This is a genomic window from Streptomyces sp. NPDC003042, assembly GCF_053591315.1.
Window position 1 is genome coordinate 114,772 of sequence record NZ_JBSFTP010000004.1, and the last position, 24,259, is coordinate 139,030.

At 72.1% G+C, this 24,259-nt stretch carries 24 protein-coding genes and 2 pseudogenes; 13 read left to right on the plus strand and 13 right to left on the minus strand.

Features of this window, described 5'->3' with window-relative positions:
- Positions 1-119: 119 nt before the first annotated feature.
- Complete coding sequence (locus ACWDYJ_RS03805) at positions 120-2,177, plus strand: ATP-binding protein (RefSeq protein ID WP_451563839.1); 2,058 nt, start codon at positions 120-122, stop codon at positions 2,175-2,177.
- Between the two features lie 131 nt (positions 2,178-2,308).
- On the opposite strand, the gene ACWDYJ_RS03810 is transcribed toward ACWDYJ_RS03805, so the two are convergent.
- Both ACWDYJ_RS03810 and ACWDYJ_RS03815 read right to left on the minus strand, forming a co-directional pair.
- The gene (locus tag ACWDYJ_RS03810; RefSeq protein ID WP_451563840.1) at positions 2,309-2,494 is read right to left on the minus strand and encodes a DUF5999 family protein; all 186 of its coding nucleotides are present in this window, start codon (positions 2,492-2,494) and stop codon (positions 2,309-2,311) included.
- An 888-nt stretch (positions 2,495-3,382) separates the two neighbouring features.
- Positions 3,383-4,615: an acyl-CoA dehydrogenase family protein gene (locus ACWDYJ_RS03815; RefSeq protein ID WP_451563841.1), complete on the minus strand. Its 1,233-nt coding sequence runs from the start codon at positions 4,613-4,615 to the stop codon at positions 3,383-3,385.
- Positions 4,616-4,811: 196 nt separating this feature from the next.
- On the opposite strand from ACWDYJ_RS03815, the gene ACWDYJ_RS03820 reads away from it, so the two are divergent.
- A complete protein-coding gene (locus tag ACWDYJ_RS03820; protein WP_451563842.1) occupies positions 4,812-5,456 on the plus strand; it encodes a TetR family transcriptional regulator in 645 nt (214 codons plus the stop codon).
- A gap of 17 nt (positions 5,457-5,473) precedes the next feature.
- On the opposite strand, the gene def is transcribed toward ACWDYJ_RS03820, so the two are convergent.
- Positions 5,474-6,013 (minus strand): peptide deformylase, encoded by a 540-nt coding sequence (def, locus tag ACWDYJ_RS03825; RefSeq protein ID WP_451563843.1) that lies wholly within the window; start codon positions 6,011-6,013, stop codon positions 5,474-5,476.
- Positions 6,014-6,136: 123 nt separating this feature from the next.
- Here def and ACWDYJ_RS03830 point away from each other — a divergent pair, with 123 nt between their 5' ends.
- The 6 genes from ACWDYJ_RS03830 (at position 6,137) to ACWDYJ_RS03855 (ending at position 11,424) form a co-directional block, all read left to right on the plus strand.
- The gene (locus ACWDYJ_RS03830; RefSeq protein WP_451563844.1) at positions 6,137-7,375 is read left to right on the plus strand and encodes a MurT ligase domain-containing protein; all 1,239 of its coding nucleotides are present in this window, start codon (positions 6,137-6,139) and stop codon (positions 7,373-7,375) included.
- A 20-nt stretch (positions 7,376-7,395) separates the two neighbouring features.
- Complete coding sequence (locus tag ACWDYJ_RS03835) at positions 7,396-8,124, plus strand: type 1 glutamine amidotransferase (RefSeq protein WP_451563845.1); 729 nt, start codon at positions 7,396-7,398, stop codon at positions 8,122-8,124.
- A 212-nt stretch (positions 8,125-8,336) separates the two neighbouring features.
- Entirely contained in the window at positions 8,337-9,362 is a 1,026-nt protein-coding gene (locus tag ACWDYJ_RS03840) for a 6-phosphofructokinase (protein ID WP_451563846.1), read from the plus strand.
- A 92-nt stretch (positions 9,363-9,454) separates the two neighbouring features.
- Entirely contained in the window at positions 9,455-10,411 is a 957-nt protein-coding gene (locus ACWDYJ_RS03845) for a cytochrome c oxidase assembly protein (RefSeq protein WP_451563847.1), read from the plus strand.
- Between the two features lie 32 nt (positions 10,412-10,443).
- Positions 10,444-10,602, plus strand: coding sequence for a hypothetical protein (locus ACWDYJ_RS03850; protein ID WP_451563848.1), 159 nt, complete (start codon positions 10,444-10,446; stop codon positions 10,600-10,602).
- A gap of 108 nt (positions 10,603-10,710) precedes the next feature.
- Positions 10,711-11,424 (plus strand): lysophospholipid acyltransferase family protein, encoded by a 714-nt coding sequence (locus ACWDYJ_RS03855; protein WP_451563849.1) that lies wholly within the window; start codon positions 10,711-10,713, stop codon positions 11,422-11,424.
- Positions 11,425-11,451: 27 nt separating this feature from the next.
- On the opposite strand, the pseudogene ACWDYJ_RS03860 reads toward ACWDYJ_RS03855, so the two are convergent.
- From ACWDYJ_RS03860 to ACWDYJ_RS03895, 8 genes and pseudogenes are all read right to left on the minus strand, one after another.
- Positions 11,452-11,886, minus strand: a pseudogene (locus ACWDYJ_RS03860) (alpha/beta hydrolase); the annotation flags it as partial.
- 105 nt (positions 11,887-11,991) lie between these two features.
- Positions 11,992-13,271, minus strand: a pseudogene (locus ACWDYJ_RS03865) (RNA-guided endonuclease InsQ/TnpB family protein).
- Positions 13,272-13,384: 113 nt separating this feature from the next.
- A complete protein-coding gene (locus ACWDYJ_RS03870; RefSeq protein WP_451563850.1) occupies positions 13,385-14,170 on the minus strand; it encodes an urease accessory protein UreD in 786 nt (261 codons plus the stop codon).
- An 8-nt stretch (positions 14,171-14,178) separates the two neighbouring features.
- Positions 14,179-14,874 carry an urease accessory protein UreG gene (gene ureG / locus ACWDYJ_RS03875; protein ID WP_451563851.1) on the minus strand — a complete coding sequence of 232 codons (696 nt, stop codon included), beginning with the start codon at positions 14,872-14,874 and terminating at the stop codon, positions 14,179-14,181.
- Between the two features lie 39 nt (positions 14,875-14,913).
- Positions 14,914-15,588: an urease accessory protein UreF gene (locus ACWDYJ_RS03880; protein ID WP_451563852.1), complete on the minus strand. Its 675-nt coding sequence runs from the start codon at positions 15,586-15,588 to the stop codon at positions 14,914-14,916.
- A 28-nt stretch (positions 15,589-15,616) separates the two neighbouring features.
- Positions 15,617-17,338 (minus strand): urease subunit alpha, encoded by a 1,722-nt coding sequence (locus tag ACWDYJ_RS03885; RefSeq protein WP_451563853.1) that lies wholly within the window; start codon positions 17,336-17,338, stop codon positions 15,617-15,619.
- A complete protein-coding gene (locus ACWDYJ_RS03890; protein WP_451563854.1) occupies positions 17,331-17,642 on the minus strand; it encodes an urease subunit beta in 312 nt (103 codons plus the stop codon). The genes ACWDYJ_RS03885 and ACWDYJ_RS03890 overlap by 8 nt, the downstream gene beginning before the upstream one ends.
- Positions 17,643-17,655: 13 nt before the next feature.
- Positions 17,656-17,958, minus strand: a complete 303-nt coding sequence (locus ACWDYJ_RS03895) for an urease subunit gamma (protein WP_451563855.1) — start codon at positions 17,956-17,958, stop codon at positions 17,656-17,658.
- 217 nt (positions 17,959-18,175) lie between these two features.
- Between ACWDYJ_RS03895 and ACWDYJ_RS03900 the strand changes: the two genes are divergently transcribed.
- Positions 18,176-18,568: a VOC family protein gene (locus ACWDYJ_RS03900; protein ID WP_451563856.1), complete on the plus strand. Its 393-nt coding sequence runs from the start codon at positions 18,176-18,178 to the stop codon at positions 18,566-18,568.
- Positions 18,569-18,598: 30 nt separating this feature from the next.
- On the opposite strand, the gene ACWDYJ_RS03905 is transcribed toward ACWDYJ_RS03900, so the two are convergent.
- Positions 18,599-19,048: an ATP-binding protein gene (locus tag ACWDYJ_RS03905; protein ID WP_451563857.1), complete on the minus strand. Its 450-nt coding sequence runs from the start codon at positions 19,046-19,048 to the stop codon at positions 18,599-18,601.
- A gap of 197 nt (positions 19,049-19,245) precedes the next feature.
- On the opposite strand from ACWDYJ_RS03905, the gene ACWDYJ_RS03910 reads away from it, so the two are divergent.
- The gene (locus ACWDYJ_RS03910; RefSeq protein WP_451563858.1) at positions 19,246-20,130 is read left to right on the plus strand and encodes a helix-turn-helix domain-containing protein; all 885 of its coding nucleotides are present in this window, start codon (positions 19,246-19,248) and stop codon (positions 20,128-20,130) included.
- Positions 20,131-20,142: 12 nt separating this feature from the next.
- On the plus strand, positions 20,143-20,364 hold the full coding sequence (locus ACWDYJ_RS03915; protein ID WP_451563859.1) for a DUF397 domain-containing protein: 222 nt from the start codon (positions 20,143-20,145) through the stop codon (positions 20,362-20,364).
- Positions 20,365-20,370: 6 nt separating this feature from the next.
- Here the strand turns inward: ACWDYJ_RS03915 and ACWDYJ_RS03920 are convergent, their stop codons facing one another.
- Positions 20,371-21,543 carry an 8-amino-7-oxononanoate synthase gene (locus tag ACWDYJ_RS03920; RefSeq protein ID WP_451563860.1) on the minus strand — a complete coding sequence of 391 codons (1,173 nt, stop codon included), beginning with the start codon at positions 21,541-21,543 and terminating at the stop codon, positions 20,371-20,373.
- A gap of 155 nt (positions 21,544-21,698) precedes the next feature.
- Here ACWDYJ_RS03920 and bioB point away from each other — a divergent pair, with 155 nt between their 5' ends.
- The gene (bioB, locus tag ACWDYJ_RS03925; protein ID WP_451563861.1) at positions 21,699-22,934 is read left to right on the plus strand and encodes a biotin synthase BioB; all 1,236 of its coding nucleotides are present in this window, start codon (positions 21,699-21,701) and stop codon (positions 22,932-22,934) included.
- Positions 22,927-24,258 carry an adenosylmethionine--8-amino-7-oxononanoate transaminase gene (locus ACWDYJ_RS03930; protein ID WP_451563862.1) on the plus strand — a complete coding sequence of 444 codons (1,332 nt, stop codon included), beginning with the start codon at positions 22,927-22,929 and terminating at the stop codon, positions 24,256-24,258. The genes bioB and ACWDYJ_RS03930 overlap by 8 nt, the downstream gene beginning before the upstream one ends.
- Position 24,259: the final 1 nt, after the last annotated feature.

Sequence of the window (24,259 nt, forward strand, 5' to 3'; positions counted from 1 at the left end):
CCCGAACGGCACTGTCGCGGAGGAAGATCGCGCACAATACATCCGTGTTCGGTGAGTACTCGGTCAACGACAATCAGACAGACTCCGCGTGCGGCGAACCCACGCCGGACGCTCGCGCCGTGCGCGGAAACCTACCGCCGGCCGCCGCCACGAGCTTCGTCGGCCGCGCGAGTGAACTCGCCTCGCTCGACGACCTGTTGCGGGAACGCAGGCTGGTCACCCTGACCGGGGTGGGCGGTGTCGGCAAGTCCCGCCTCGCCCTGCGGGCCGCCGCCGACCCTCGCCAGGCCCGGCCCGACGGGGTCTGGTGGGTGGAACTCTCACCGCTGCGCGATCCGGAACTGCTCACCACGACCGTCGCCCACGCGGTCGGCCTCGCCGATCACTCCGTGCACCCCCTCGACGAGGAACTGTGCGCGTGGATGGCCGACAAGGAACTCCTGCTCGTCCTCGACACCTGCGAGCACCTCGTCGCCGAGGTCCGGCACCTGCTGGGCGAACTCCTGCAGTCCGCCCCCCGCCTGACGGTACTGGTCACCTCCCGGGAACGGCTCGGCTCCCCCGGCGAGACGGTCCTCGAAGTCCGCCCACTGCCCGTCGAGGGACCCGACAGCGACGCCCTCGTCCTCTTCCGCGCCCGCGCCCTCGCCGCGAAGCCCGAGGCCGCCGAGGCGTTCACGGATCCCGGGCACGCCGAGCTCGCGGCCGAGGTGTGCCGCCGCCTGGACGGCATCCCGCTCGCCCTGGAGCTCGCCGGCGCGCGGATGCGGCTGTGGACGCTGGAAGAGATGGCGCAGAAGCTGAGCGCGCGGTTCGCCGTACTGACCGACACCCGCCTGACCGACACCCGCCTGTCCGACAGCCGCGCCGCGCTGCCACCCCGGCACCGGACGATGCGCACCACGATCGGCTGGAGCCACGAGCTGTGCGAGCCCGTGGAACGGCTGCTGTGGGCCCGGCTGTCGGTGTTCACCGGGGACTTCGACGTGGCCGCCGCCCGGGCTGTGTGTTCCGGCGGCCCGCTACCCGCCTCCCGGGTGGAGCGGGTGCTCGAGGGCCTGGTCGCGAAGTCCGTCGTACGCCGCTCCGAGGAACGGGGGGCGGGAGCCCGCTACGTGATGCTGGACACGATCCGCGAGTTCGGCCACGACTGGCTGGCGGAGCTCGGCGAGACGCCGACGGTCGCGGACCGGCACGCGCACTGGTACGCGGCGCTCTGCGAGGCCGCCGAGCAGGGCTGGCTGGGCCCCGGGCAGGTGGACTGGTACCGCAGGATGACCGGGGAGCACCCGCAGGTGCGCACGGCCCTGGAGCACCTGCTCGGCTCGGACCCCACGGCGGCGCTGGAGATGGCCGGGGCGCTGTGGTTCTTCTGGTTCTCGTGCGGTCACGTCCACGAGGGACGGGGCTTCCTCGAGCGGGCCCTGCTCGAGGCCCCGCACACCGGGGCCGCCCACGCCCGGGCCCTGTGGGCGCTGGGACTGACGGCGCTGCTCCAGGGCGACATGGACACCGCCCGGGAACTCGGCGAGCGGTGCACGCGGGCCACGGCCGGCCTCGCCGATCCGGAAGGGGAGCTGCGCGCGGCCTACCTGCTGGCGGTCTCGGTCCTGATGCCGGGGAACGCCACGGCGGCGCTCGCGCTGGCGGGGCCCCGGGGGCGGGCGGGCCACGGGGGCCGGACCAGCGGCGCCGGCTGGCTGCTGTGCCGGCTGGCCAGCGGATACGCGCTGTGCGATCTCGGGCGCTTCGAGGAGGCGACGGAGGAGGCGCGCGGGCTGCGCGAGGCGTGCGCGGAACTGGGCGAGCGCTGGCTGCGGGCCTACGCGGACTACATCCTGGCCGTCGCCGCGCTCGGGCTCGGCCAGCACGGCGAGGCCGCCCGGCACGTACGGGCCATGCTGTCCGGCAAGCGACTGCTGGGCGACCGCTTCGGCATCGCGCTCGGCCTGGACCTGCTCGCGGCGGCGGTGGCTGCGCTGGGCGACGGGGAACTGGCCGCGCGGCTGCTCGGCGCCGGGCACGCGTGGTGGCGCACGGTGGGCAGACCGCAGATGGGCGGCGCGCCCTCCCTCACGGCCCTGCGGGACCGGGGCGAACGGCAGGCCCGGGCGGCGATCGGGGACGAGGCGTACGAGACGGCGTTCCTGGGCGGCGCGGCGGCGCCCACCGGCTGATTCCGGGCCGGTGGGGCACGTCCCGTCAGTACGGCAGTGGTCTGCCCGACGGGGTGCGCAGGTCCAGGTCTCGGGGCGCGGGCTTGGGGACGGGCTTGCGGATCAGCTGCTGGCGCATGCTGCCTCCTCGCTCAGACCTGGGCCAGGCGGCGAGGTTCCACCGTGCGGCCGTCGGGGAGCAGTTCACCGGTGTCGTCGAAGACCACGGCCCCGTTGCACAGCAGGCTCCAGCCCTGTTCGGGGCGGAAGGCCACGGTGCGGGCGGCGTCGTGATCGGCGCTGTCGGCGGTCGGGCAGGGGGGCTGGTGAGAGCACATGGCGCACCTCCTCGCAGAGTGGGGCGGGAGGGCCGGTGGTCACCCGGTCGAATCCGCGATCCACGATGGCGGTGAGTATTGCTGATCGCCACCCCCGGACGGAACCCATATCCGCGGTCCAGTTCACCGTGTGTATGCCCGGTTACGATCCGCTCATGCCCGCGATCCGGATCATTCTCCCCCGGAGAGCCCCTGGCCCACGGGGGCGCGGCCCCACGAAGCCCACCCCGAACGAGAGCAGGAACACACCGACCCCACCCGACCCGGGGACGGCAGGGCCCGGCGCGGCCACGGCCCCCGGGGCGTCCGCCCGGCCCGAAGCGCCCCGTCCCGGACCGCACCACCCCCGAAGCGCGACCCACGGACCCAAACCCGGCCCAGCACGCCCGGGGCCGTAGACCCGGACCACAGCCCCGAACCGGCTCGCCTTGGCCCCCGGCCCGGAGAACGGCCCACCAGGCCCAGCCCGACCCGGCCGGCACGGGCCGGGGCCATAGGCCCAGACCACAGCCCGCAGCCGCGAACCGGGTCGCCTTGGGCCGCGGAGCACGGGCCGACAGGCCCAGACCGGCACGGGCCGCACCCCGGAGCCGCCCGAGACGGGCCATGGGCCGTAGGCCTGGGCACAGCCCGCAGCCGCGAACCGGGTCGCCTTGGGCCGCGGCCCGGAGCGCGGGCCGACAGGCCCAGACCGAATCGGCCCGGCACGGGCCGCAGGCCCCGAGCCGCTGATCCCGGCCCACGCCCGGACCGGTGCGGCACGGGGCTACAGGCCCGGAGCCGTCCGACCCGACGGCCGCACACCGGAGCGGGTCCCGCACGGGCCGCAGGCCCGGAGCCGGGCGGCGGGGAGCCGGGGCGCAGGCCCCGGCCCGGGGAAAACCGCGGCTAGCGGATCGGCATGCCGGAGAGCGTGCGTGCGATCACCAAGCGCTGGATCTCGCTCGTCCCCTCGAAGATCGTGTAGATCGCGCTGTCCCGGTGCATCCGCTCCACCGGGTACTCCCGCGTGAAGCCGTTCCCGCCGAGGATCTGCACCGCCTGGGCGGTGACCTTCTTGGCCGTCTCGCTCGCGAAGAGCTTGGACATCGACCCCTCCGCCGAGGTGAACGGCCTGCCGGCGACCGCCATCCAGGACGCCCGCCACACGAGCAGCCGGGCCGCGTCGATCTGAGTCCGCATGTCGGCGAGCTGGAAGGCCACGCCCTGGTTGTCGATGATGGGGCGGCCGAACTGGGTCCGGGTCTTGGCGTAGTCGAGGGCCACCTCGTACGCCGCCCGCGCCGTGCCGACGGCCATCGCGCCGACGGCCGGCCGCGACGCCTCGAAGGTGGCCATGGCGGCGTTCTTGACCCTCTCGCCGCCACCGCCGCCGCGGGCCCGCTCCCTGGCCCGCGCGAGCCGCTCGTCGAGCTTCTCCTTGCCGCCCAGCAGGCAGGAGCCGGGGATCCGGCAGTCCTCCAGGACCACCTCGGCGGTGTGCGAGGCCCGGATGCCGTGCTTCTTGAACTTCTGGCCCTGCGACAGCCCCGGCGTGTTCGGCGGCACGATGAACGAGGCGTGCCCCTTCGTTTCGAGCTCCGGGTCGACCACGGCGACGACGACGTGGACGTTGGCGATGCCGCCGTTGGTCACCCAGGTCTTGGTGCCGTTGAGGACCCATTCGTCCTTCGCCTGGTCGTAGACGGCCCGGGTGCGCATCGCGCCGACGTCCGATCCGGCGTCCGGCTCGGAGGAGCAGAAGGCGGCGACCTTGACGTCGGTCGGGTCGCCGTACATCTGCGGGGTCCAGGTGCCGATCTGCTCCTCGGTGCCGTTGGAGAGGACCCCGATGGCCGCGAGGCCGGTGCCGACGATGGACAGCCCGATGCCGGCGTCGCCCCAGAAGAGTTCCTCCATCGCCATGGGGACGCCGAGGCCGGTCGGGTCGAAGAACTGCTGGGCGTAGAAGTCCAGGGAGTAGATGCCGACCTTCGCGGCCTCCTGGATGACGGGCCACGGAGTCTCTTCGCGCTCGTCCCATTCCGCGGCCGCGGGCCGGATCACGTCGGCGGCGAAGCCGTGGATCCAGTCGCGCACCTGCTTCTGGTCGTCGTTGAGCTCCATGGTGAACTCCGCCATGTCCCCTCCAGCTGTCTCACGTGGCGACTCGGCAATAACCACTGTGCCGGTTACTGCCGGTAACATGAACAAGGGCCACAGTCTGTTACCGGCCGGTAAGCACTGTCAAGCTCCGCCGATTCGATCCCGGGGGTGTGCGGGGTGTTACGTTGCGTGGGCGTCACGCACATCGCAAGGGCGGGGAGAGAAACACGTCATGCAGACCACTCAGCAGGCCGGCGAGCCGGGAGCGGCCGAACGCCGCCGGCGGGAACTGCTCGAGGCGGCCGACCGCGTCGTGCTCCGGGACGGCCCCAAGGCTTCCATGAACGCCATCGCGGCCGAGGCGGGCATCACGAAGCCCATCCTCTACCGCCATTTCGGCGACAAGGCGGGCCTCTACCAGGCACTCGCCGTACGCCACACCGACGCCCTGCTCGACTCGCTGCGGGCCGCGCTCGACGCCCCGGCGGAGCGCCGCCGCCGGGTGGAGGCCACCCTCGACACCTACCTGGCCGCCATCGAGGCCCGCCCGCAGGTGTACCGCTTCCTCATGCACCCCGCCGAGGACTCGCACAGCACCGAGCGCGGCTTCGACGTCGGCCTGCACTCGGCCCCGCTGCTGCGCCGGCTCGGCGAGGAACTGGCCCAGGTGGTCGGCGAACGCGTCGACCTGGGACCGGGCGGCGAACGCCTCGCCCGGATCTGGGGACACGGCATCGTCGGCATGATGCACGCCGCCGGGGACTGGTGGCTCGGCGAGCGTCCGTGCGAGCGCGCCGAGCTGGTCGCGGGCCTCACCGATCTGCTCTGGGGCCGGCTGGGCACCGCGGGCAACCGGGCGGACGGGCCCGGTTTCTGACACCGCGCCAGCCGCGGTTACGCGCTCCAGGGCGCCCGGCGGATCGCCCGCCGCAGCCGGCGCGCGCGCAGCCCCGTCACCCGGTCCGCGTAGACCGTGCCGTCGAGGTGGTCGCACTCGTGCTGGAGGCAGCGGGCGAAGAACCCGGTGCCCTCGATCCGTACCGGCGCCCCGTCGGAGGTGACCCCTTCGACGACCGCCCGGTCGAAGCGGACGGTGCCCGCCTCCAGGCCGGGCAGTGACAGACAGCCCTCGGGGCCGCGGAACTCGTCCCCGTCGGCCGCCACCAGACGCGGGTTGACGATGTGCCCGACGTGGCGGACGTCCTCGTCGTCGGGGCAGTCGTAGACGAAGACCCGCTGCCCGACGCCGACCTGGTTCGCCGCGAGGCCGACGCCCTCGGCGGCGTACATCGTCGCGAACATGTCCTCGACGAGCCGGTCGAGGTCCGGGCCGAAGGCGGTGACCTCCGCGCAGGGCGAGTGGAGCACCGGATCACCCAACAGGCTCATGGTGCGGACGAGTCCGGTGGTCCCGGGGATGGGGCGCTGTCGCATGGCCGTAAGAGTACGACGGGCGAACATATGAGGAGATCCGCGGCGGACCTGGGGCGCCGCGGTCAAGGCCCCGGCCGGTACTGGATAGGCTGGGGCCGACCGACGCAAGGAGGACAAGGGACGATGGCAGGCAACACGGAGCCGCTTTCGCCGCGGGCCAAGCTGGCCGTGACGGCGGGCAAGGCCGCGGCGGCGGTGTCGCGGGCCGCGGGACGCGGAAGCGGATCGGTGATCGGTGGCAAGGTCGCACTCAGGCTGGACCCCGATCTTCTCGGCGCGCTGGCGCAGCATCTCGATGTCGTCCTCGTCTCCGCGACGAACGGCAAGACCACGACGACCCGCCTGATCGCGGAGGCCCTGCGGGCCAGCGGTCCGGTCGTCTCCAACGCGCTGGGCGCGAACATGCCCGCGGGCATCACCTCCGCTCTCGCCGGAGGCTCGGACGCCAAGTACGGCGTCATCGAGGTCGACGAGAAGTACCTGGCCGGAGTGGCCCGGGACGTCACCCCCAAGGTGATCGCCCTGCTGAACCTCTCCCGGGACCAGCTGGACCGCGCCGCCGAGACCCGCATGCTCGCGGAGAAGTGGCGCGAGGGCCTCTCGGGCTCAAAGGCCGTCATCATCGCGAACTGCGACGACCCGCTGATCGTGTGGTCGGCGTCGTCCTCGCAGAACGTCGTGTGGGTCGCCGCCGGCCAGGAGTGGAAGGACGACGCCTGGTCGTGCCCCTCCTGCGGTGGCGTCATGCAGCGCCCGGGCGACGACTGGTTCTGCGGCGAGTGCGGTTTCCGCCGCCCCGCCCCGAGCTGGGTGCTCTCCGGCGACCACGTGCTGGACCCGCACGGTTCGGCGTGGCCGATCCACCTCCAGCTGCCGGGCCGCGCCAACAAGGCGAACGCCGCCACCTCGGCCGCCGTGGCCGCCGTGTTCGGCGTGCCGCCGCAGGTCGCGCTGGAGCGCATGTACCAGGTGCAGGCCGTCGCCGGCCGCTACGACGTGGTGAGCTTCCAGGGCCGCGAGCTGCGGCTGCTGCTCGCCAAGAACCCGGCGGGCTGGCTCGAAACGTTTTCCCTGATCGATCCGCCGCCGACGCCGGTGATCCTCTCGGTGAACGCGCGCGGTGCCGACGGCACCGACACCTCCTGGCTGTGGGACGTGGACTACCCGCGCCTGGCGGGCCACCCGATCTTCGTGATCGGTGACCGCAAGCTGGACCTCGCGGTCCGCCTCGAGGTCGCGGGCCTGGACTTCCGGGTGTGCGAGACCCTCGACGAGGCCGTGCAGCTCGCGCCGCCCGGACAGATCGAGCTGATCGCCAACTACACCGCCTTCCAGGACGTGCGCCGCCGCGTCGGCAACTAGTACCCATAAAGGACAAGAGCATGAGCGACAACAGCCTGCGTCTGGTGTGGGTCTACCCCGACCTGCTCAGCACGTACGGAGACCAGGGCAACGCCCTCGTGGTGGAACGCCGGGCGCGCCAGCGCGGCCTGGACGTGCAGCGCGTGGACGTGCGCAGCGACCAGCCGATCCCCACCTCCGGCGACATCTACCTGATCGGTGGCGGTGAGGACCGGCCGCAGCGGCTGGCCGCCGAACGCCTGCTGCGCGACGGTGGTCTGGAGCGGGCCGTCTCGAACGGGGCGATCGTCTTCTCCGTCTGCGCCGGCTACCAGATCCTCGGCCAGGAGTTCGTCAACGACGTGGGCGAGCGCCAGCAGGGCCTCGGCCTGCTGGACGTCGTCACCGTGCGCGGTGAGGGCGAGCGGTGCGTCGGCGACGTACTGGCCGACATCGACCCGCGCCTGGGCCTGCCGCCCCTGACGGGCTTCGAGAACCACCAGGGCGTCACCCACCTCGGCCCCACGGCCAAGCCGTTCGCCCGCACCCGGCTCGGCCGCGGCAACGGCACCGGTGACGGCACCGAAGGCGCGTACAACGACACGGTCTTCGGTACGTACATGCACGGCCCGGTCATGGCCCGCAACCCGCTGATCGCGGACCTGCTGCTCAAGCTGGCCCTCGACGTGAACGCGCTGCCGGCCATAGACGACCGCTGGTACGAGGCGCTGCGCGCGGAGCGCATCGCCGCGGCCACGCAGCCCGCGTAACGCGCGCTTCCCCGCCGCGCCGCACGGCCTTCCGGCCCGGATTCCCCTCGGGGAGTCCGGGCCGGCGCCGTCGAGGTGTCTTCGTACGATTGACATGACCAGCATGTGGAGGATGGTTCAGTCCACTGCGGATCCGCTTGTAGGCTGACGTCCAGTTCCAACCGGACGACGTGGTCCGGTCGTCGGCCCACGTTGCAAAGGTTCTTCCTGCCATGCGCATTGGTGTGCTCACTTCCGGAGGCGACTGCCCCGGCCTCAATGCCGTCATCCGCTCCGTCGTGCACCGCGCCGTCGTCGACCACGGTGACGAGGTCATCGGCTTCCACGACGGCTGGCGGGGCCTGCTGGAGTGCGACTACCGCAAGCTCGACCTCGACGACGTGAGCGGCATCCTGGCGCGCGGCGGCACGATCCTCGGTTCCTCCCGCGTCCAGCCCGCGCATCTGCGCGACGGCGTGGAGCGGGCGCGCGGACATGTGGCGGACCTCGGTCTGGACGCGATCATCCCGATCGGCGGCGAGGGCACCCTGAAGGCCGCCAACCTGCTCTCGCAGGGCGGGCTGCCGATCGTCGGCGTGCCGAAGACCATCGACAACGACATCGCGTCGACCGATGTGACCTTCGGTTTCGACACGGCCGTCGGCGTGGCCACCGAGGCCCTGGACCGGCTGAAGACCACCGCCGAGTCGCACCAGCGCGTGATGGTCGTCGAGGTCATGGGCCGCCACACCGGGTGGATCGCCCTGCACTCGGGCATGGCGGCCGGCGCGCACGCGATCGTCGTGCCGGAACGCCCCTTCGACATCGACGAGCTGACGGCGATCGTCGGCGAGCGGTTCTCGGCGGGCAAGCGGTTCGCGATCGTCGTGGTCGCCGAGGGCGCCAAGCCGGCCGAGGGTTCGATGGCCTTCGAGGACGGCGGCACGGACGTGTACGGCCACGAGCGGTTCGCCGGCATCGGCAACCGGCTCGCCGTCGAGCTGGAGCAGCGCCTCGGCAAGGAGGCCCGTCCGGTCATCCTGGGCCACGTCCAGCGCGGCGGCACGCCCACCGCGTACGACCGGGTCCTCGCCACCCGCTTCGGCTGGCACGCGGTGGAGGCCGCGCACCGGCGCGAGTTCGGCATGCTGACGGCGCTGCGCGGCACGGACATCGTGATGGTCCCGCTCGCCGAGGCGACCTCGACCCTCAAGACGGTTCCGAACGCGCGCTACAGCGAGGCGCAGAACGTTCTGTGATGTTTCCCCCCTTCTGAGTGCGGCCCCCGGACACGATCGCGTCCGGGGGCCGCACTACTGTGGTGGGGCACCACGGTCAAGGGAGTGAACAGATGGATCACAGCGGGCACGGCATGGACATGGAGATGGACCTGCCGCCGTTCACTCTCGGGCGCGGGCTGGAGTTCTCCTTCGACTCCTTCTTCCTGTTCGGCTCGCTGCTGGCCCTCGCCCTCTACGGGTGGGGCGTGCTGCGGCTGCGCCGGCGCGGGGACTCCTGGCCCCTGGGCCGGACCGTCGCCTTCACGCTCGGCGTGCTGACCGTGATCCTGGTGATGTGCACCAAGCTGAACGACTACGGCATGGTCATGTTCAGCGTGCACATGGTGCAGCACATGGTGATCAGCATGATCACCCCGATCCTTCTGCTCCTCGGGGCGCCGGTGACGCTGGTCCTGCGCGCCGTGCCGCCCGCCGCCCGCGGCCACAAGGGCCCGCGCGAGGTGCTGCTGATGCTGCTGCACAGCCGGTACATGCGGATCATCACCCACCCGGCCTTCACGATCCCCATGTTCATCGCCAGCCTCTACGCGCTGTACTTCACCCCGGTCTTCGACTTCCTGATGGGCAGCCGGACCGGGCACATCGCGATGATGCTCCACTTCCTCGCCGTCGGCCTGGTCTTCTTCTGGCCGATCATGGGCGTGGACCCGGGCCCGCACCGTCCCGGTTATGTGATGCGGATGCTGGAACTGTTCGCGGGCATGCCCTTCCACGCCTTCTTCGGCATCGCGCTGATGATGGCGAGCGAGCCGATGATCAAGACGTACGCGAACCCGCCGGCCTCGCTGGGCATCGACGCGCTGCTCGACCAGCAGTGGGGCGGCGGCATCGCCTGGGCCTTCAGCGAGATCCCCTCGGTCCTGGTGCTGATCGCGCTGGTCTACCAGTGGTACCACTCGGAGCAGCGGGCGGCGAAGCGCTCCGACCGGGCCGAGGACCGCAACGGCGACCAGGAGCTCGCGGCGTACAACGCCTATCTCGCCTCGCTCCAAGCGCGTGGCCAGTAGCGCGGGACCGCCTTCGCGCGTCACCATGGGGCATGACCGGATCCGTTAAGGCGATGGCCGTCATGACCTTCGCCGCCCTGGTGGCCGTAGCCACGTACTCCGTGGCCATCGGCAGCAACGGCTGGCTGTGGTTCGGCTGGGTGGTGCTGGGGCTGCTGACCGTCGGGCTGGCCGCCTCCCGCAGCCTCTGAGCCACTCCCCGGCGGGGAGTCGGGCTTCGCCTGCCCCCGCCCCTCCTGTCGGACGTCTCACTGTCCGTAGGATGGCGGTGACAACGGGGCATCGACGGGAGCGGCCTGGTGTTCTACCACTTGCTCAAGCACGTGTTGCTCGGCCCGCTGCTGCGGCTGCTGTTCCGGCCGCGGATCGAGGGGCTGGAGAACATCCCGGCACACGGGGCCGCGATCGTCGCGGGCAATCATCTGTCCTTCTCCGACCACTTCCTGATGCCCGCGATCCTGAAGCGGCGGATCACCTTCCTGGCGAAGGCCGAGTACTTCACCGGCCCGGGGCTCAAGGGCCGGCTGACCGCCGCGTTCTTCCGCAGCGCCGGGCAGATCCCGGTGGACCGCTCCGGCAAGGACGCCGGCCAGGCGGCGCTGCGCGAGGGCCTCGCCGTACTGGCCAAGGACGAGCTGCTCGGCATCTACCCGGAGGGCACGCGCTCGCACGACGGGCGGCTCTACAAGGGCAAGGTCGGAGTCGCGGCGATGGCCCTCGGCGCGGGGGTGCCGGTCGTGCCCTGCGCGATGGTCGGCACCTTCGAGATCCAGCCGCCCGGCCAGAAGCTCCCCAAGATCCGCCGGGTCACGATCCGCTTCGGGGCGCCGCTGGATTTCTCCCGGTACGCCGGCATGGAGGGCGAGCGGGCGGTCCTGCGGGCCGTCACCGACGAGATCATGTACGCGATCCTCAACCTCTCCGGCCAGGAGTACGTCGACCGGTACGCGGGCGAGGTGAAGGCCGAGGAAGAGGAGAAGAAGCGGAAGAGGGCCCGGCGCGGAATGCGCTGAGCCCCCTCCCCCACGTGCTCCGTGCCCTTAACGGACGGTCGGAAGCTCCTCCTGCGCCGGGAAGACGGCGGCCGGGAGACCGGCGCCCGCGTCGGCGCCCTGGGTCTGGGCCGACGACTTCGCGGTGGCCGGGGCGGGCGGCACCGGAGTGGCGTGCGGGGCGCACGTCACGTCCTGGGCGTCGACCTTGCCGGTCAGCAGGTAGGTGTCCACCCGCGTGTTGACGCAGGGGTTCACCACGCCGGTGACCCCGTGCGAGCCCGCGTTCTTCTCGGTGATCAGGCGCGAGCCGGCGAGGCGGCGGTGCAGTGAGAGCGCCCCCTCGTACGGCGTGGCCGCGTCCCGCTCGGACTGGACGATGAGCACCGGCGCCAGACCGCGCTGGGCACCGACCTCGATCGGCCTGCTCTGCTTCGACTTCCAGGTCGCGCAGGGCAGGTTCATCCAGGCGTTGGACCAGGTTGTCCTGGTCCGGGTCGATCACGCTGTCGGCGACCATGCGGCGCACGTGGGTCGGGAACAGGGTCGCTTGAAGTGCTCTCCTGGCTGAAGCCGGGAGATTCCTGCTTACCTTGCGGCAGCGGGCTTGACGCGGCGTGCGCGCCTGACGACTGCCCTCCCGGCAGCCGGGATGAGCGCGAGGCCCATCCGGTACAGGTGCAAGACGTTGCGGGCCGCGTTGTGGTCGGCGTTGCCTGACCATCCGCAGTCCGGGTTCTTGCACACGAACACGGCCTGGGACTCCCGACTGCCGGGCGTGATGAAGCCGCACTCGGAGCACCGCCGGGAAGTGTTCGGGGCCGGGACCTTGTGCAGGGTGCCACCATGCTGGGCGGTCTTGTACGTCAGCATGGCGACCGTCCGCCCCCATGCCTCCCCGCTGATGGAGCGGTTCAGCCCAGCCTTCTGGGCGACGTTCCTCCCCGGCTCTTCGATGGTCCCCCTGGCCGAGGTGACTATGTTCGTGATGGTGAGTGCTTCGACCACGACGGTGCCGTACGTGCGGGCGATCGTGGTGGTCGTCTGATGCTGCCAGTCCAGGGCCCGGCGCTTGGCTTTCGCGCGGAGTCCAGCGATCTGGTCGTAGGTGCGGTGCAGTCGGCGGCTGGTGCGCTCGCCGGGCCTGCGGTGTGCCTTGCGCTGCGCGGCGCGCTGCTCCAGACGCAGGAGCTTCGCCTTCTCCCGATCGGTCAGCCACGCCCCGTGCCCGTACGTCTCGCCGTCCGAGAGAGCGATGGGCACGGTGACACCCACGTCGATGCCGACCCCCGGCCCTGGTGGGGTTCCGGCTCGGCCTCCAAGGTCTGGACACGGAAGGCGATGTGCCAGCCGAGTGCATCCTCGATCAGCCGCGCACCGGTGATCCGGTTCTCCGCGTTGGCATGCCTGCCCACGGGCAGGTCCTTCGTCCACCGGAAGCGGATCCTGCCCACCTTGGGAATGTTGACCATGCCCCAGCGGCGATGCACGCGGGTGATGTTCAAGTCGCGGCCCTGTGGGACGTCCACCGACATCACCGTGCGGAACCGGCCCTTGAAGTTCGGAGCGTCGGCGCGGCCGTCCCAGCAGTTCTTCCACGCCTGGAAATACGTCTTGAGCACCGCTTGCGCCGCCTGCGCGGGAAGGACGGCCAGGAAGTCGATGTCCTCGCGGGCCTGACGGATCGCGGCGTCCGCGTTCGCAAGAGTCCGCTTCTCTTTCGGCATCATCCGCCACCACGCGTGGAGAAGATTCCACATCGTGCGGGCCGCGTGCGCCTGGCCATCGGTCTTCAACACCTGGGCAGGCGACAGCGCAAGCCGGGCACGGTGTCCGAACTGCCGCTTGACCAAGGTGCCTTGACTCACGATCGGCAGAATAGCGACGGCTACAGGGCATGGTCGTGTTCTTTGCCAATCCGATAATCGGGAAGATGTGTACCGCTCAGCGGTACCCGCTTCGTCCCCCTGCCCGAGGGGGCTCACCAGCCGTAGGCGCTCAAGGCCGTGTCGAGCAGTTCGCGCAGCCGCAGGGCGTCCGGGGCCAGGGCGGTGACGAGCACGGCCGGACCGGCCAGCGGCGTGAGCACGGCGAACTCCCCCAGCACCCCGGCCGCGGGCGGAGCCTCCTCGAACGCCGGGTCGACGATCAGGAGTTGACCGAGCGCCCGGTGTCCGGCCAGCCCCGCCGGACCGTCCCAGCCTCCGGGTGCGCCGGGGCCGCAGGCCAGCTCCTGGTCCAGCAGCGCCCGCCCGCCCCGGGTGACGGTGAGGCGGCTTCGCAGCAGGCCGGGTACCTCGCCGGTGCGGCCCAGCACCTGCTCCTCGCGCAGCAGCAGCCGTGCGGTGGGGGCCAGTTCGGCGCGGGTGCGCACCCGCAGGTCGCTGCCGCGTACGGAGACCAGCGGCTCCGGCAGCCACCGCACCGCCGCGTCCTCGGCCAGGGACAGCCGTACGTCGTACCGCGCGGCCTCGCCGCTCCGGCCGGGCAGGGCCAGGGTGGCCGCCGCCGAGCGCAGGGCGAAGCGCGCGCCCGGTCCCGCGCTCGCCTCGACCGTGAGGTGGTCGCCGCCGAGGGGGGCGCTCATCGCGCCGACCAGCATGACCCCCGCCTCCGAACCCTCGCCCCGGGTGCGGCGCAGCGCGAGCGGCCCGTCCCCGGCCAGCAGCGGCAGGGCGGTGCCGCCGCGGCCGTCGGCGACGGCCCCGATCCGGGCGGTGGCCCGCAGGCCCGCCGCCGAGGGGGTGACGGGAGGCGCGCTGGTCACCGCGGCACTCACCGGGTGGCCCAGGCGGCGATCCGCTCGCGCACCCACGCGGCCACCGGGGCCACGCCCTCGGCGCCGCGCAGGGACTGGAAGGCGACGGGCAGCACACCGCGCTGTTCGGCGGCGTCGCGGGCCATCCGGTCCAGGTCGGAGCCGACGTGGGGGGCGAGGTCGGTCTTGTTGACGACGAGCAGGTCCGAGGTGGTGACACCGGGGCCGCCCTTGCGCGGGATGTCGTCGCCGCCGGCCACGTCGATGACGAAGATCTGGGCGTCGACCAGGCCCCTGGAGAAGGTGGCGGTCAGGTTGTCGCCGCCGGACTCGACGAGGATCAGGTCGAGCGGGCTGCTCTGCTGGAAGGCCTCCTCGAGCTCCTCGACGGCCTCCAGGTTGGCGGAGATGTCGTCGCGGATGGCGGTGTGCGGGCAGGCGCCGGTCTCGACGGCCGTGATCCGCTCGGGAGGCAGGACGGCCTCGCGGAGCAGGAACTCGGCGTCCTCCCGGGTGTAGATGTCGTTGGTGACCACGGCCATGGACAGTTCGGCGCGCAGGGCCCGGCACAGGGCGGCGACGGTGGCCGTCTTGCCGGAGCCGACGGGTCCGCCGAGCCCGATCCGCAGGGCGCGGCGCGTGCCGTCGGCGCGTACGGCGTCGGCGCTGTGCGTGTGCCGCTGCGGGTAGGTGACGCCGGGGTCGAGGTGCATGGGGTTCTCCTTGGGTGGTTCGGAGGCCGGCGGGGGCGCTCAGGAGGCGAAGAGGCGTACCGGCCAGTCGGCATGGGCCTGGGCGGCGATGTCCAGCAGGGGTGAGGAAGCGGCGGGCAGGGCGTCGAGGCCTTCCGCGCGGGCCCGAAGCGCGGCTGCGGCCGCCCCGGCGGCCACGGCGTCGAGTTCGGGGGCCAGCCGGGCCAGTACCCCGCTCGCCTCGAAGGGGTCCAGGCCCAGCAGCCGCACCGTCGCGGTGGCCGGCCCGCTGACGCTCTCGTACGCCGCCACGTGCGCGGCGTCGAGCGCTCCGAGCCCGGCCGCCCTGGCGGTGATCCCGAGCACCACGGGCTGGTGGGCCCCGCGCGGGAAGGCGGCGGCCAGCGCGTCGAGTTCGGCGGCGGGCCAGGTGGCCCGGGCGGCCCGCAGCAGCTGCCGGCCGAGGCGCCGCCCGGCGGCGCGCAGCGCGGGCGAGGCGGTGCGGGCGTCGGCGGCGGTGTCGAGTTCCGCCGGGTCGATCCCGAGGGCGGCGGCCGCGGCGAGCCCGGCGGCGGTGAGCCCGCTGGTGTGCAGCCGTCCCCGGCAGAAGTCCGCGAGGGTGGCGGCGTCGTGGACGCGGCCGGCCTTGCAGGCGGCTTCCGCCCCGCCGGAGTGGGCATGGCCCCCGGCGGGGAAGCGGCCGTCCGCGAGGACGAGCAGCGCGGCGAGGCTCATCGGGCCGCGTCCATCAGAAGAGGCCCTTTCAAAACAAGAAGTATCTCTGTGCCATGGGCAGTTCCGCCGCGGGCGCCGGTTCCACGGCCTCGCCGTCGATCGTGACGGTGAAGGTGTCGGCGTCGACCTCGACCCTCGGCATGGCGTCGTTGTTCTTCATGTCCGTCTTGCTGATCTCGCGGGTGCTCTCGATGGCCGTGAACCGCTTGCCGAGACCGAGCCTTTCGGGCAGCCCGTCGTCGAGCGCGGCCTGCGCGGTGAAGTTGAGCGAGTTCAGGGCGGGCGCGCGCCCGTGGCTGCCGAACATCGGCCGGGGCAGGACCGGCTGCGGGGTGGGGATGGAGGCGTTGGCGTCGCCCATCTGCGCGTAGGCGATCTGGCCGCCCTTGATGACCAGAGCGGGTTTGACTCCGAAGAACGCCGGACTCCAGAGCACCAGGTCGGCGAGCTTGCCGGGCTCGACGGAGCCGATGTCGCGGGCGAGACCCTGGGCCACGGCGGGGTTGATCGTGTACTTGGCGACGTAGCGGCGGGCCCGGTGGTTGTCGGCGGGTCCGTCGCCGGGCAGGAAGCCGCGCCGCTTCTTCATCACGTGGGCGGTCTGCCAGGTGCGCAGGACGACCTCGCCGACGCGGCCCATGGCCTGGGAGTCGGAGGAGATGATCGAGATGGCTCCGAGGTCGTGGAGGATGTCCTCGGCGGCGATGGTGGAGGGCCTGATCCGGGATTCGGCGAAGGCGAGGTCCTCGGGGACGGCCGGGTTGAGGTGGTGGCAGACCATCAGCATGTCGAGGTGTTCCTCGACGGTGTTGACGGTGTGCGGGCGGGTGGGGTTGGTGGAGCTGGGCAGGACGTTGGGCTCGGAGACCACGGTGATGATGTCGGGTGCGTGCCCGCCGCCCGCGCCCTCGGTGTGGTAGGCGTGGATGGTCCGTCCGGCGATGGCGGCGAGGGTGTCGCCGACGAATCCGGCCTCGTTGAGGGTGTCGGTGTGGATGGCGAGCTGCGCGCCGGTCCGGTCGCAGACGTTCAGGCAGGCGTCGATGACGGCGGGAGTGGCACCCCAGTCCTCATGGATCTTGAAGCCGAGTGCTCCGCCGCGCAGTTGGGAGTGCATGGCCTCGCGGGACATCGTGTTGCCCTTGCCGAGCAGGCCGATGTTGACGGGGTAGGCCTCCAACGCCGCGAACATGCGGGCCAGGTGCCAGGGTCCGGGCGTGACGGTGGTGGCCTTGGTGCCCTCGGCGGGCCCGGTGCCGCCTCCGACGAGGGTGGTGATTCCGGAGGCCAGGGCCTCGTCGATGATCGTCGGGGAGATGAAGTGCACATGGGCGTCGACGGCGCCGGCCGTGACGATCTTCCCGTTGCCCGCGATGATCTCCGTCTCGGGCCCGATGACGAGTGCGGGGTCCACCCCGTCCATCGTGTCGGGGTTGCCCGCCTTGCCGATGGCGCTGATCCTGCCGTCGCGGATGCCGACGTCGGCCTTGACGATGCCCCAGTGGTCCAGGATCACGACCCCGGTGATCACCGTGTCGGGGGCGCCCTCGGCCCGGGTGGTGCGCGCCTGGCCCATGGACTCGCGGATGACCTTGCCGCCGCCGAAAACGGCCTCGTCGCCCGAGCGTCCTGGACCGCCGCCGAGGTCCTGCTCGATCTCGACGAAGAGGTCGGTGTCGGCCAGCCGGATCCGGTCACCGGTCGTCGGCCCGAAGAGGTCGGCGTACACCTCGCGGGAGAGTTCAGCCATCGAGCGGCCCTCCGGTCTCCCCGCGCAGTCCCGGTACGGTGCGCAGCCCGCCCAGCGGTACGAGTTCCACGGCGACCGGGATGCCCGGCTCGAAGCGGACGGCGGTGCCGGCGGCGATGTTGAGCCGGAGCCCGCGCGCGGCCGGGCGGTCGAAGTCGAGACCGGGGTTGACCTCGGCGAAGTGGTAGTGGGAGCCGACCTGGACGGGCCGGTCGGCGGCGTTGAGCACGGTCAGGCGGGTGACGGGACGGCCCTCGTTGAGGCGCACCGGGCCGTCCCCGTAGGCGATTTCGCCGGGGATCACGCGGGTACTCCCCTCAGACGATCGGGTCGTGGACGGTGACGAGCTTGGTGCCGTCCGGGAAGGTCGCCTCGACCTGGACGTCGTGGATCATTTCGGGGATGCCCTCCATGACCTCGTCACGGCCGAGGACGGCGCGGCCGGACGCCATCAGTTCGGCCACGCTGCGCCCGTCGCGGGCCCCTTCGAGGAGGTGCGAGGTGATCAGGGCGATGGCCTCGGGGTGGTTGAGCCGCAGCCCGCGCGCCCGTCGCCGCTCGGCCACGTCGGCGGCCACATGGATCAGGAGTCTCTCTTGTTCGTGCGGAGTCAGTTGCACACGTATCACCAAGCTTCCGGGACAGGATCAACTTCGCGCCGGGCCGCTCTACCGGATCATGGGTGATCATTGGCGGACGAACACGGCCGCCACGCTAGGGCCCGTGTTTTTCCGTTGAGTTAACCCACGTTTCGTGGAGTCACTCGGTTCGACTCCGGGGCCCCGCGCGCGTGGTTCCGTATACGGATCCGCATACGGGCCCCTCATGAGGAGACGCATGTTTCTCAATCCTGTCCAGCACATCACCTTCGACGCTCTCGACCCCTACAAGATCGCCGAGTTCTGGTCGGCCGTGACCGGCTACCCGATCCACCCGGACGACGTGGAGGGCGACGACGAGATCCTGCTGGAGTCCGGACAGCCGGGCGTGCCCGGGATCCTGTTCATCCGCGTGCCGGACGCCAAGACCGTGAAGAACCGCGTCCACCTGGACATCCAGCCGCCCGCGGGAACCCGGGACGAGACCGTCGAGCGGCTGGTCGGGCTGGGGGCGCGGGTCGTGGACGACCGGCGCGCCGAGGACGGGGTGATGGGGTGGGTCGTCCTCGCCGACCCGGAGGGCAACGAGCTGTGCATCGAGCGCAGCGCGGTGGAGCGCGGCATCGCGTAACGGGCCGGCGGCGGGGCCCGGGGCGCCGGGTCAGCAGCCCCGGGCGGTCTGGGCGGGAGCGCCGGCCGGCCAGGGCAGCGCGATCCACACGGTCTTGCCGCCGTCCTCGGTCGGGCTGACCGAGAGCCGGCCACCCGCCTCCGCCGCCAGCCAGCGGATGATGACCATCCCCCGGCCGTTGTCCTGCTGCACGGCGGCGGGGAGCCTCCTGGGCCAGCGGGGGTGACTGTCGGTCACCCCGATGCGCAGCCACTCCTCGCGTTCCAGCCGGACGTCGACGGTGAAGGTGGGCGACTTGCCGAACGTGTGCTGCACCGAGTTGGTGGCGAGTTCGGAGACGATCAGCCGGACGCTGTCGGCGGTGTCGGTGTCCTCGGACAATCCCCATGAGCCCAGTACCTGGGCGACGTACCGGCGGGCGGCGGCGACCGAGACCGGCTCGCTCGGCAGAGTGACGGATGCTTCCTGCTGATCTGCCATGGCGACGTCCCTTTCCCACCGGGGCGGAACCGTCCCGGATCTACGCTGAGCGCCAGAGTGTCACCCATCGTGCCGCCGTTTCCGCCGTTCCCCCAAGATATGCATATGCCTGTCCCCCAATGCGGTGAACTCTGCTACGGAAGAGCGTATTTGGACGGCAGACTGGTGCGAGCTGTGCCGGTGGAAGGAGAGCGGGTATGCAGCACGGTCCCGCGGTGCGTCGGCGCAAGCTCGGCGAGGAACTGCGTGCCCTCCGCGACCGTACCGGGCTCACCAGCGGTGAGGTGGCCCGGATCGTGGGGTGGCACCAGTCGAAAATCAGCCGCATCGAGACGGGCCGCAGCGGCGTCAGGGCGGAGGACATCCGCCTGCTCCTCGATGCCTACGGGGATGTCGTGAGCGCCCAGCAGCGGGCTCTCCTGGAGGCCCTGGGGGCCTCGGCGGCCGGTCCCGGCACGGACCTCGACACGGCGCGGGGCCGCCAGTGGTGGCACGACTACCGGGGTCTGCTGCCCCAGGGGTACCGCGACTTCATCAGCCTGGAGGCCGGGGCCCGCTCGGCCCGGACCGTCGAACTGTCCGTGGTGCCCGGCCTGTTGCAGACCACCGACTACGCGCGGGCCGTGACCCGGGCCGCGCTGGGCGGGCTGCCGGAGCCGAAGGTGGACGCGCTGGTCGACGTGCGGCTGGCACGGCAGTCGGTGCTGCGGGCGGATCCGCCGCTGGAGCTGAGCGCCGTACTGGACGAGGCGGTGCTGCGCCGCCAGATCGGCGGGCCGGGGGTGATGGAGGAGCAACTGAGGCATCTGGTGGAGGTGTCGCGGCTGCCCCAAGTGCGGCTCCAGATACTGCCGTTCAGTGTGGGGGGACATCTCGGCCTCACCGGACCGTTCGTCATCTTCTCATTTCCGGACATCGCCGATCTGGATGTGGTGGTACTCGACCATTTGACGAGTAGCCTCTATCTGGAGCGGAAGGAAGACCTAGAGGCTTACGGCGCCGCGTTCCGCACCATCCAGGCGCATGCCCTCCCGCCCCAGGACTCGTCGGATCTCATCAGCTCAATCGCTGACGACGCGTAAGGAGGCACCCCCGTGTCCGCAACCCCCTTATCCACCAGCGGACTTCTGAACAGCGCGCGGTGGCGGCGGAGCAGCCGCAGTACCGGAATGAACAACTGTGTGGAAGCGGCCGCCCTCACCGGCGGTCTGCTGGCCGTCCGCGACTCCAAGCGGACGGACGGCCCGGCCGTGCTCTTCACCGGGCCGGTCTGGGACGGCTTCCTCGCCTCCGTACGGGCGGACGTGCTCCCGTAGCGCCGCCTACCGGTCCGTGGCTCCCGCCGGAGCGGTCCACAGGATCGTTTCGACGGCCCGTTCGATCTCCTCCCCCGTGAGATCGGCCCGGGCGGTCAAGCGGAGCCGGGAGATGCCGTCCGGCACCGACGGCGGACGGAAGCACCCCACGGACAGACCTGCCTCGCGGCAGTCGGCGGCCCAGCGCAGTGCCGCCGTGGCCGACGGGGCCCGTACCGACACCACGGCCGCGTCCGGCCTGGCCGCGGTCAGGCCGGACGCGGTGAGCCGCCCGTACAGCTGGGCGGCCACCTCGCGGGCGCGGGCGGCGCGTTCCGGTTCGCGCTGGAGCAGGCGCAGGCTCGCCAGCGCCGCGCCCGCGGCGGCCGGGGCCAGTCCGGTGTCGAAGATGAAGGTGCGGGCGGTGTTGATCAGGTGCCGGATGACCTTGGCCGGTCCCAGCACCACGCCGCCCTGGCTGCCCAGGGACTTCGAGAGGGTCATCGTCGCGACCACCCCGGGCGCGCCCGCCAGCCCGGCCGCGTGCAGGGCACCCCGGCCTCCCTCGCCCAGCACCCCGAGTCCGTGCGCGTCGTCCACGACCAGGGCCGCGCCCTCGGCCCGGCAGGCGGCGGCGTACGCGGCGAGCGGGGCCGCGTCCCCGTCCACGGAGAAGACCGAGTCGCTCACCAACAGGGCCCGGCCCTCGTGGGCGGCGAGCGTCTTGCGGGCCGGGTCCGGGTCGCCGTGCGGGGTGACCGCGATCTCGGCGCGCGAGAGCCGGCAGCCGTCGACGATCGAGGCGTGGTTCCCGGCGTCGGAGACAACGAGCGTGCCCCGGTCGCTCAGCGCGGTCACGGCGGCCAGATTCGCGGCATATCCGGAGGAAAGGACCAGCGCTGCCTCGAAACCGCAGAAGGCGGCCAGCTCCCGCTCGAGTTCGGCATGAAGCTCGGTCGTGCCCGTGACGAGGCGCGATCCGGTGGCCCCGGCACCCCACCGCTCGGCCGCCTCGCGCGCCCCGCGTACGGTCTCGGGATGCCGGGAGAGGCCCAGATAGTCGTTGCTGGCCAGGTCCAGGAGCGGCGAGGACGACGGCCGCGGGCGCAGGGTCCGTACCAGTCCTGCCTGCTCACGGGCCTGCTCCGCGCCGTCGATCCAGGCGAAGACGTCCTCGGGTTCCGGGGTGGGCTGGGTCATCGGCGGTCCTCGCGTTTTGTCGGCAGTCGACAGATCTGCTCGACCCTAGCCGCCGTGGCTCGAGGGACAGATGTGGCGATCCACACACTCCGTTCCGGCCATGTTGTCCGTTCTCTCCTTGGCCGGGAGTGGTCGTGTGGGACAGGATCGGGCCCATGGACCTGCTGAACACCCTGGTGGAAAAGGGACTGCGGCGCGAGCTGCCGACCCGTGAAGAGGCACTCGCCGTGCTGGCGACCTCTGACGACGAACTGCTCGACGTGGTGGCCGCGGCCGGCAAGGTGCGCCGCCAGTGGTTCGGGCGCCGCGTCAAGCTGAACTACCTGGTCAACCTCAAGTCGGGGCTCTGCCCCGAGGACTGCTCGTACTGCTCACAGCGTCTGGGATCGAAGGCCGAGATCCTCAAGTACACGTGGCTGAAGCCGGAGGAGGCCTCCGAGGCCGCCGCGGCCGGCGTCGCGGGCGGCGCCAAGCGAGTCTGTCTGGTGGCGAGCGGACGCGGTCCGACGGACCGTGACGTCGACCGCGTCGGCAAGACGATCGCGGCCATCAAGGAACAGAACGAGGGCGTCGAGGTCTGCGCCTGCCTGGGCCTGCTCTCCGACGGCCAGGCCGAGCGGCTGCGCGACGCGGGTGCGGATGCCTACAACCACAACCTCAACACCTCCGAGGCCACGTACGGGCAGATCACCAAGACCCACACCTACGCGGACCGGGTCGACACCGTGCAGAAGGCGCACGCGGCGGGCCTGTCGGCCTGCTCGGGCCTGATCGCGGGCATGGGCGAGAGCGACGAGGACCTGGTCGACGTCGTCTACTCGCTGCGCGATCTCGACCCGGACTCGGTCCCGGTCAACTTCCTCATCCCCTTCGAGGGCACGCCCCTGGCCAAGGAGTGGAACCTCACCCCGCAGCGCGCCCTGCGCATCCTGGCGATGGTGCGGTTCGTCTGCCCCGACGTCGAGGTCCGGCTCGCGGGCGGACGCGAGGTGCACCTGCGCACCATGCAGCCGCTGGCCCTGCACCTGGTGAACTCCATCTTCCTGGGCGACTACCTCACGAGCGAGGGACAGGCCGGCCAGGCCGACCTCGACATGATCGCGGACGCCGGTTTCGAGGTGGAGGGCGCCGGTACGACGACCCTTCCCGCGCACCGCTCCGACGTCGCGGCCGCGGCCTCAGCCTCGGCCCATGCGGGTGGGCCGTGCGGATCGGGCTCCGGCGCGGCCGAGGCGGGCTGCGGTTCGGCGTGCGGCGGCTGCTCGGGGCACGCGGAGCCGGCGGCCGCCGCCGCTCCGGCCCCCGCTCAGGCCGAGGCCGGCGAAGTACGTCCGGACCTGGTGGCGGTACGCCGCCGCGGTGCGGGTACGGAGCTCGCGCCCAATGCCTGACCAGTACCACCCGCACCACCAGCCCGACGTGCTGTCGGCCGCCGAACTGCTCGCGCTGGACCGGCAGCACGTCTGGCACCCGTACGGCCCGATGCCCGGCCGGCAGGAGCCGCTGGTCGTCGCCTCCGCCTCGGGAGTCCGGCTGCGGCTCGCCGCGCCCGCCGAGGGCCAGGAGGAGCTGGTCGACGGCATGTCCTCCTGGTGGTCGGCCATCCACGGCTACAACCACCCGGTGCTGAACGAGGCCGCGACCGACCAGCTCGGCCGGATGTCGCACGTGATGTTCGGCGGGCTCACCCATGAGCCCGCCGTCCGGCTGGCCGCGAAGCTCGTCGAGATCACCCCGGCCGGCCTGGAACACGTCTTCCTGTCCGACTCGGGCTCGGTCTCCGTCGAGGTCGCCGTCAAGATGTGCCTGCAGTACTGGCGCTCCCTGGGGCGGTCCGGCAAGACCCGGCTGCTGACCTGGCGCGGCGGCTACCACGGCGACACCTGGCAGCCCATGGCCGTCTGCGACCCCCAGGGCGGGATGCACGAGCTGTGGCAGGGCCATCTGCCGCGGCAGGTGTTCGCGGACGCGCCGCCCGGCGGCTTCGACACGCCCGTGGACCCGGCGTACGCCGACCACCTGCGCACCCTGATCGCCGCGCACGCGGACGAGCTGGCCGCCGTGATCGTCGAGCCCGTGGTGCAGGGCGCGGGCGGCATGCGCTTCCACCACCCGGACCATCTGCGGGTGCTGCGCGAGCTGTGCGACGAGTACGGGGTCCTGCTGATCCTGGACGAGATCGCGACCGGCTTCGGCCGTACGGGCGCGCTCTTCGCGGCGGACCACGCGGGGATCACCCCGGACGTGATGTGCCTGGGCAAGTCGCTGACCGGCGGCTACCTCACGCTGGCGGCGACGCTGTGCACCGCGCGGGTGGCCGACGGGATCTCGCGGGGCGACGTACCGGTGCTCGCGCACGGGCCGACCTTCATGGGCAACCCGCTCGCCACGGCGGTCGCGCTGGCCTCGATCGACCTGCTGCTCGGCCAGGACTGGCCGCGCGAGGTCAAGCGCATCGAAGCGGGGCTGCGGGAAGGCCTGGCGCCTGCCACCGGCCTCCCCGGTGTCCGGGACGTGCGCGTCCTGGGCGCCATCGGCGTGGTCCAGCTGACCCACGAGGTCGACGTGGCGGCGGCCACCCGGGCGGCGGTGCGCGAAGGCGTCTGGCTGCGCCCGTTCCGCGACCTCATCTACACGATGCCCCCGTTCATCACCGGCGACGACGACGTGGCCCGCATCGGCCGCGCGGTGGTCGCGGCGGCCCGGGAAGGCTGAG

Coding starts and splice junctions, on each gene's coding strand:
- bioB (WP_451563861.1), top strand. CDS start 21,699: ATGGACCTGCTGAACACCCTGGTGGAAAAGGGACTGCGGCGCGAGCTG.
- ACWDYJ_RS03905 (WP_451563857.1), bottom strand. CDS start 19,048: ATGGCAGATCAGCAGGAAGCATCCGTCACTCTGCCGAGCGAGCCGGTC.
- ACWDYJ_RS03830 (WP_451563844.1), top strand. CDS start 6,137: ATGGCAGGCAACACGGAGCCGCTTTCGCCGCGGGCCAAGCTGGCCGTG.
- ACWDYJ_RS03920 (WP_451563860.1), bottom strand. CDS start 21,543: ATGACCCAGCCCACCCCGGAACCCGAGGACGTCTTCGCCTGGATCGAC.
- ACWDYJ_RS03840 (WP_451563846.1), top strand. CDS start 8,337: ATGCGCATTGGTGTGCTCACTTCCGGAGGCGACTGCCCCGGCCTCAAT.
- ACWDYJ_RS03810 (WP_451563840.1), bottom strand. CDS start 2,494: ATGTGCTCTCACCAGCCCCCCTGCCCGACCGCCGACAGCGCCGATCAC.
- ACWDYJ_RS03820 (WP_451563842.1), top strand. CDS start 4,812: ATGCAGACCACTCAGCAGGCCGGCGAGCCGGGAGCGGCCGAACGCCGC.
- ACWDYJ_RS03910 (WP_451563858.1), top strand. CDS start 19,246: ATGCAGCACGGTCCCGCGGTGCGTCGGCGCAAGCTCGGCGAGGAACTG.
- ACWDYJ_RS03835 (WP_451563845.1), top strand. CDS start 7,396: ATGAGCGACAACAGCCTGCGTCTGGTGTGGGTCTACCCCGACCTGCTC.
- def (WP_451563843.1), bottom strand. CDS start 6,013: ATGCGACAGCGCCCCATCCCCGGGACCACCGGACTCGTCCGCACCATG.
- ACWDYJ_RS03815 (WP_451563841.1), bottom strand. CDS start 4,615: ATGGCGGAGTTCACCATGGAGCTCAACGACGACCAGAAGCAGGTGCGC.
- ACWDYJ_RS03930 (WP_451563862.1), top strand. CDS start 22,927: ATGCCTGACCAGTACCACCCGCACCACCAGCCCGACGTGCTGTCGGCC.
- ACWDYJ_RS03850 (WP_451563848.1), top strand. CDS start 10,444: ATGACCGGATCCGTTAAGGCGATGGCCGTCATGACCTTCGCCGCCCTG.
- ACWDYJ_RS03880 (WP_451563852.1), bottom strand. CDS start 15,588: ATGAGCCTCGCCGCGCTGCTCGTCCTCGCGGACGGCCGCTTCCCCGCC.
- ACWDYJ_RS03900 (WP_451563856.1), top strand. CDS start 18,176: ATGTTTCTCAATCCTGTCCAGCACATCACCTTCGACGCTCTCGACCCC.
- ACWDYJ_RS03845 (WP_451563847.1), top strand. CDS start 9,455: ATGGATCACAGCGGGCACGGCATGGACATGGAGATGGACCTGCCGCCG.
- ureG (WP_451563851.1), bottom strand. CDS start 14,874: ATGCACCTCGACCCCGGCGTCACCTACCCGCAGCGGCACACGCACAGC.
- ACWDYJ_RS03885 (WP_451563853.1), bottom strand. CDS start 17,338: ATGGCTGAACTCTCCCGCGAGGTGTACGCCGACCTCTTCGGGCCGACG.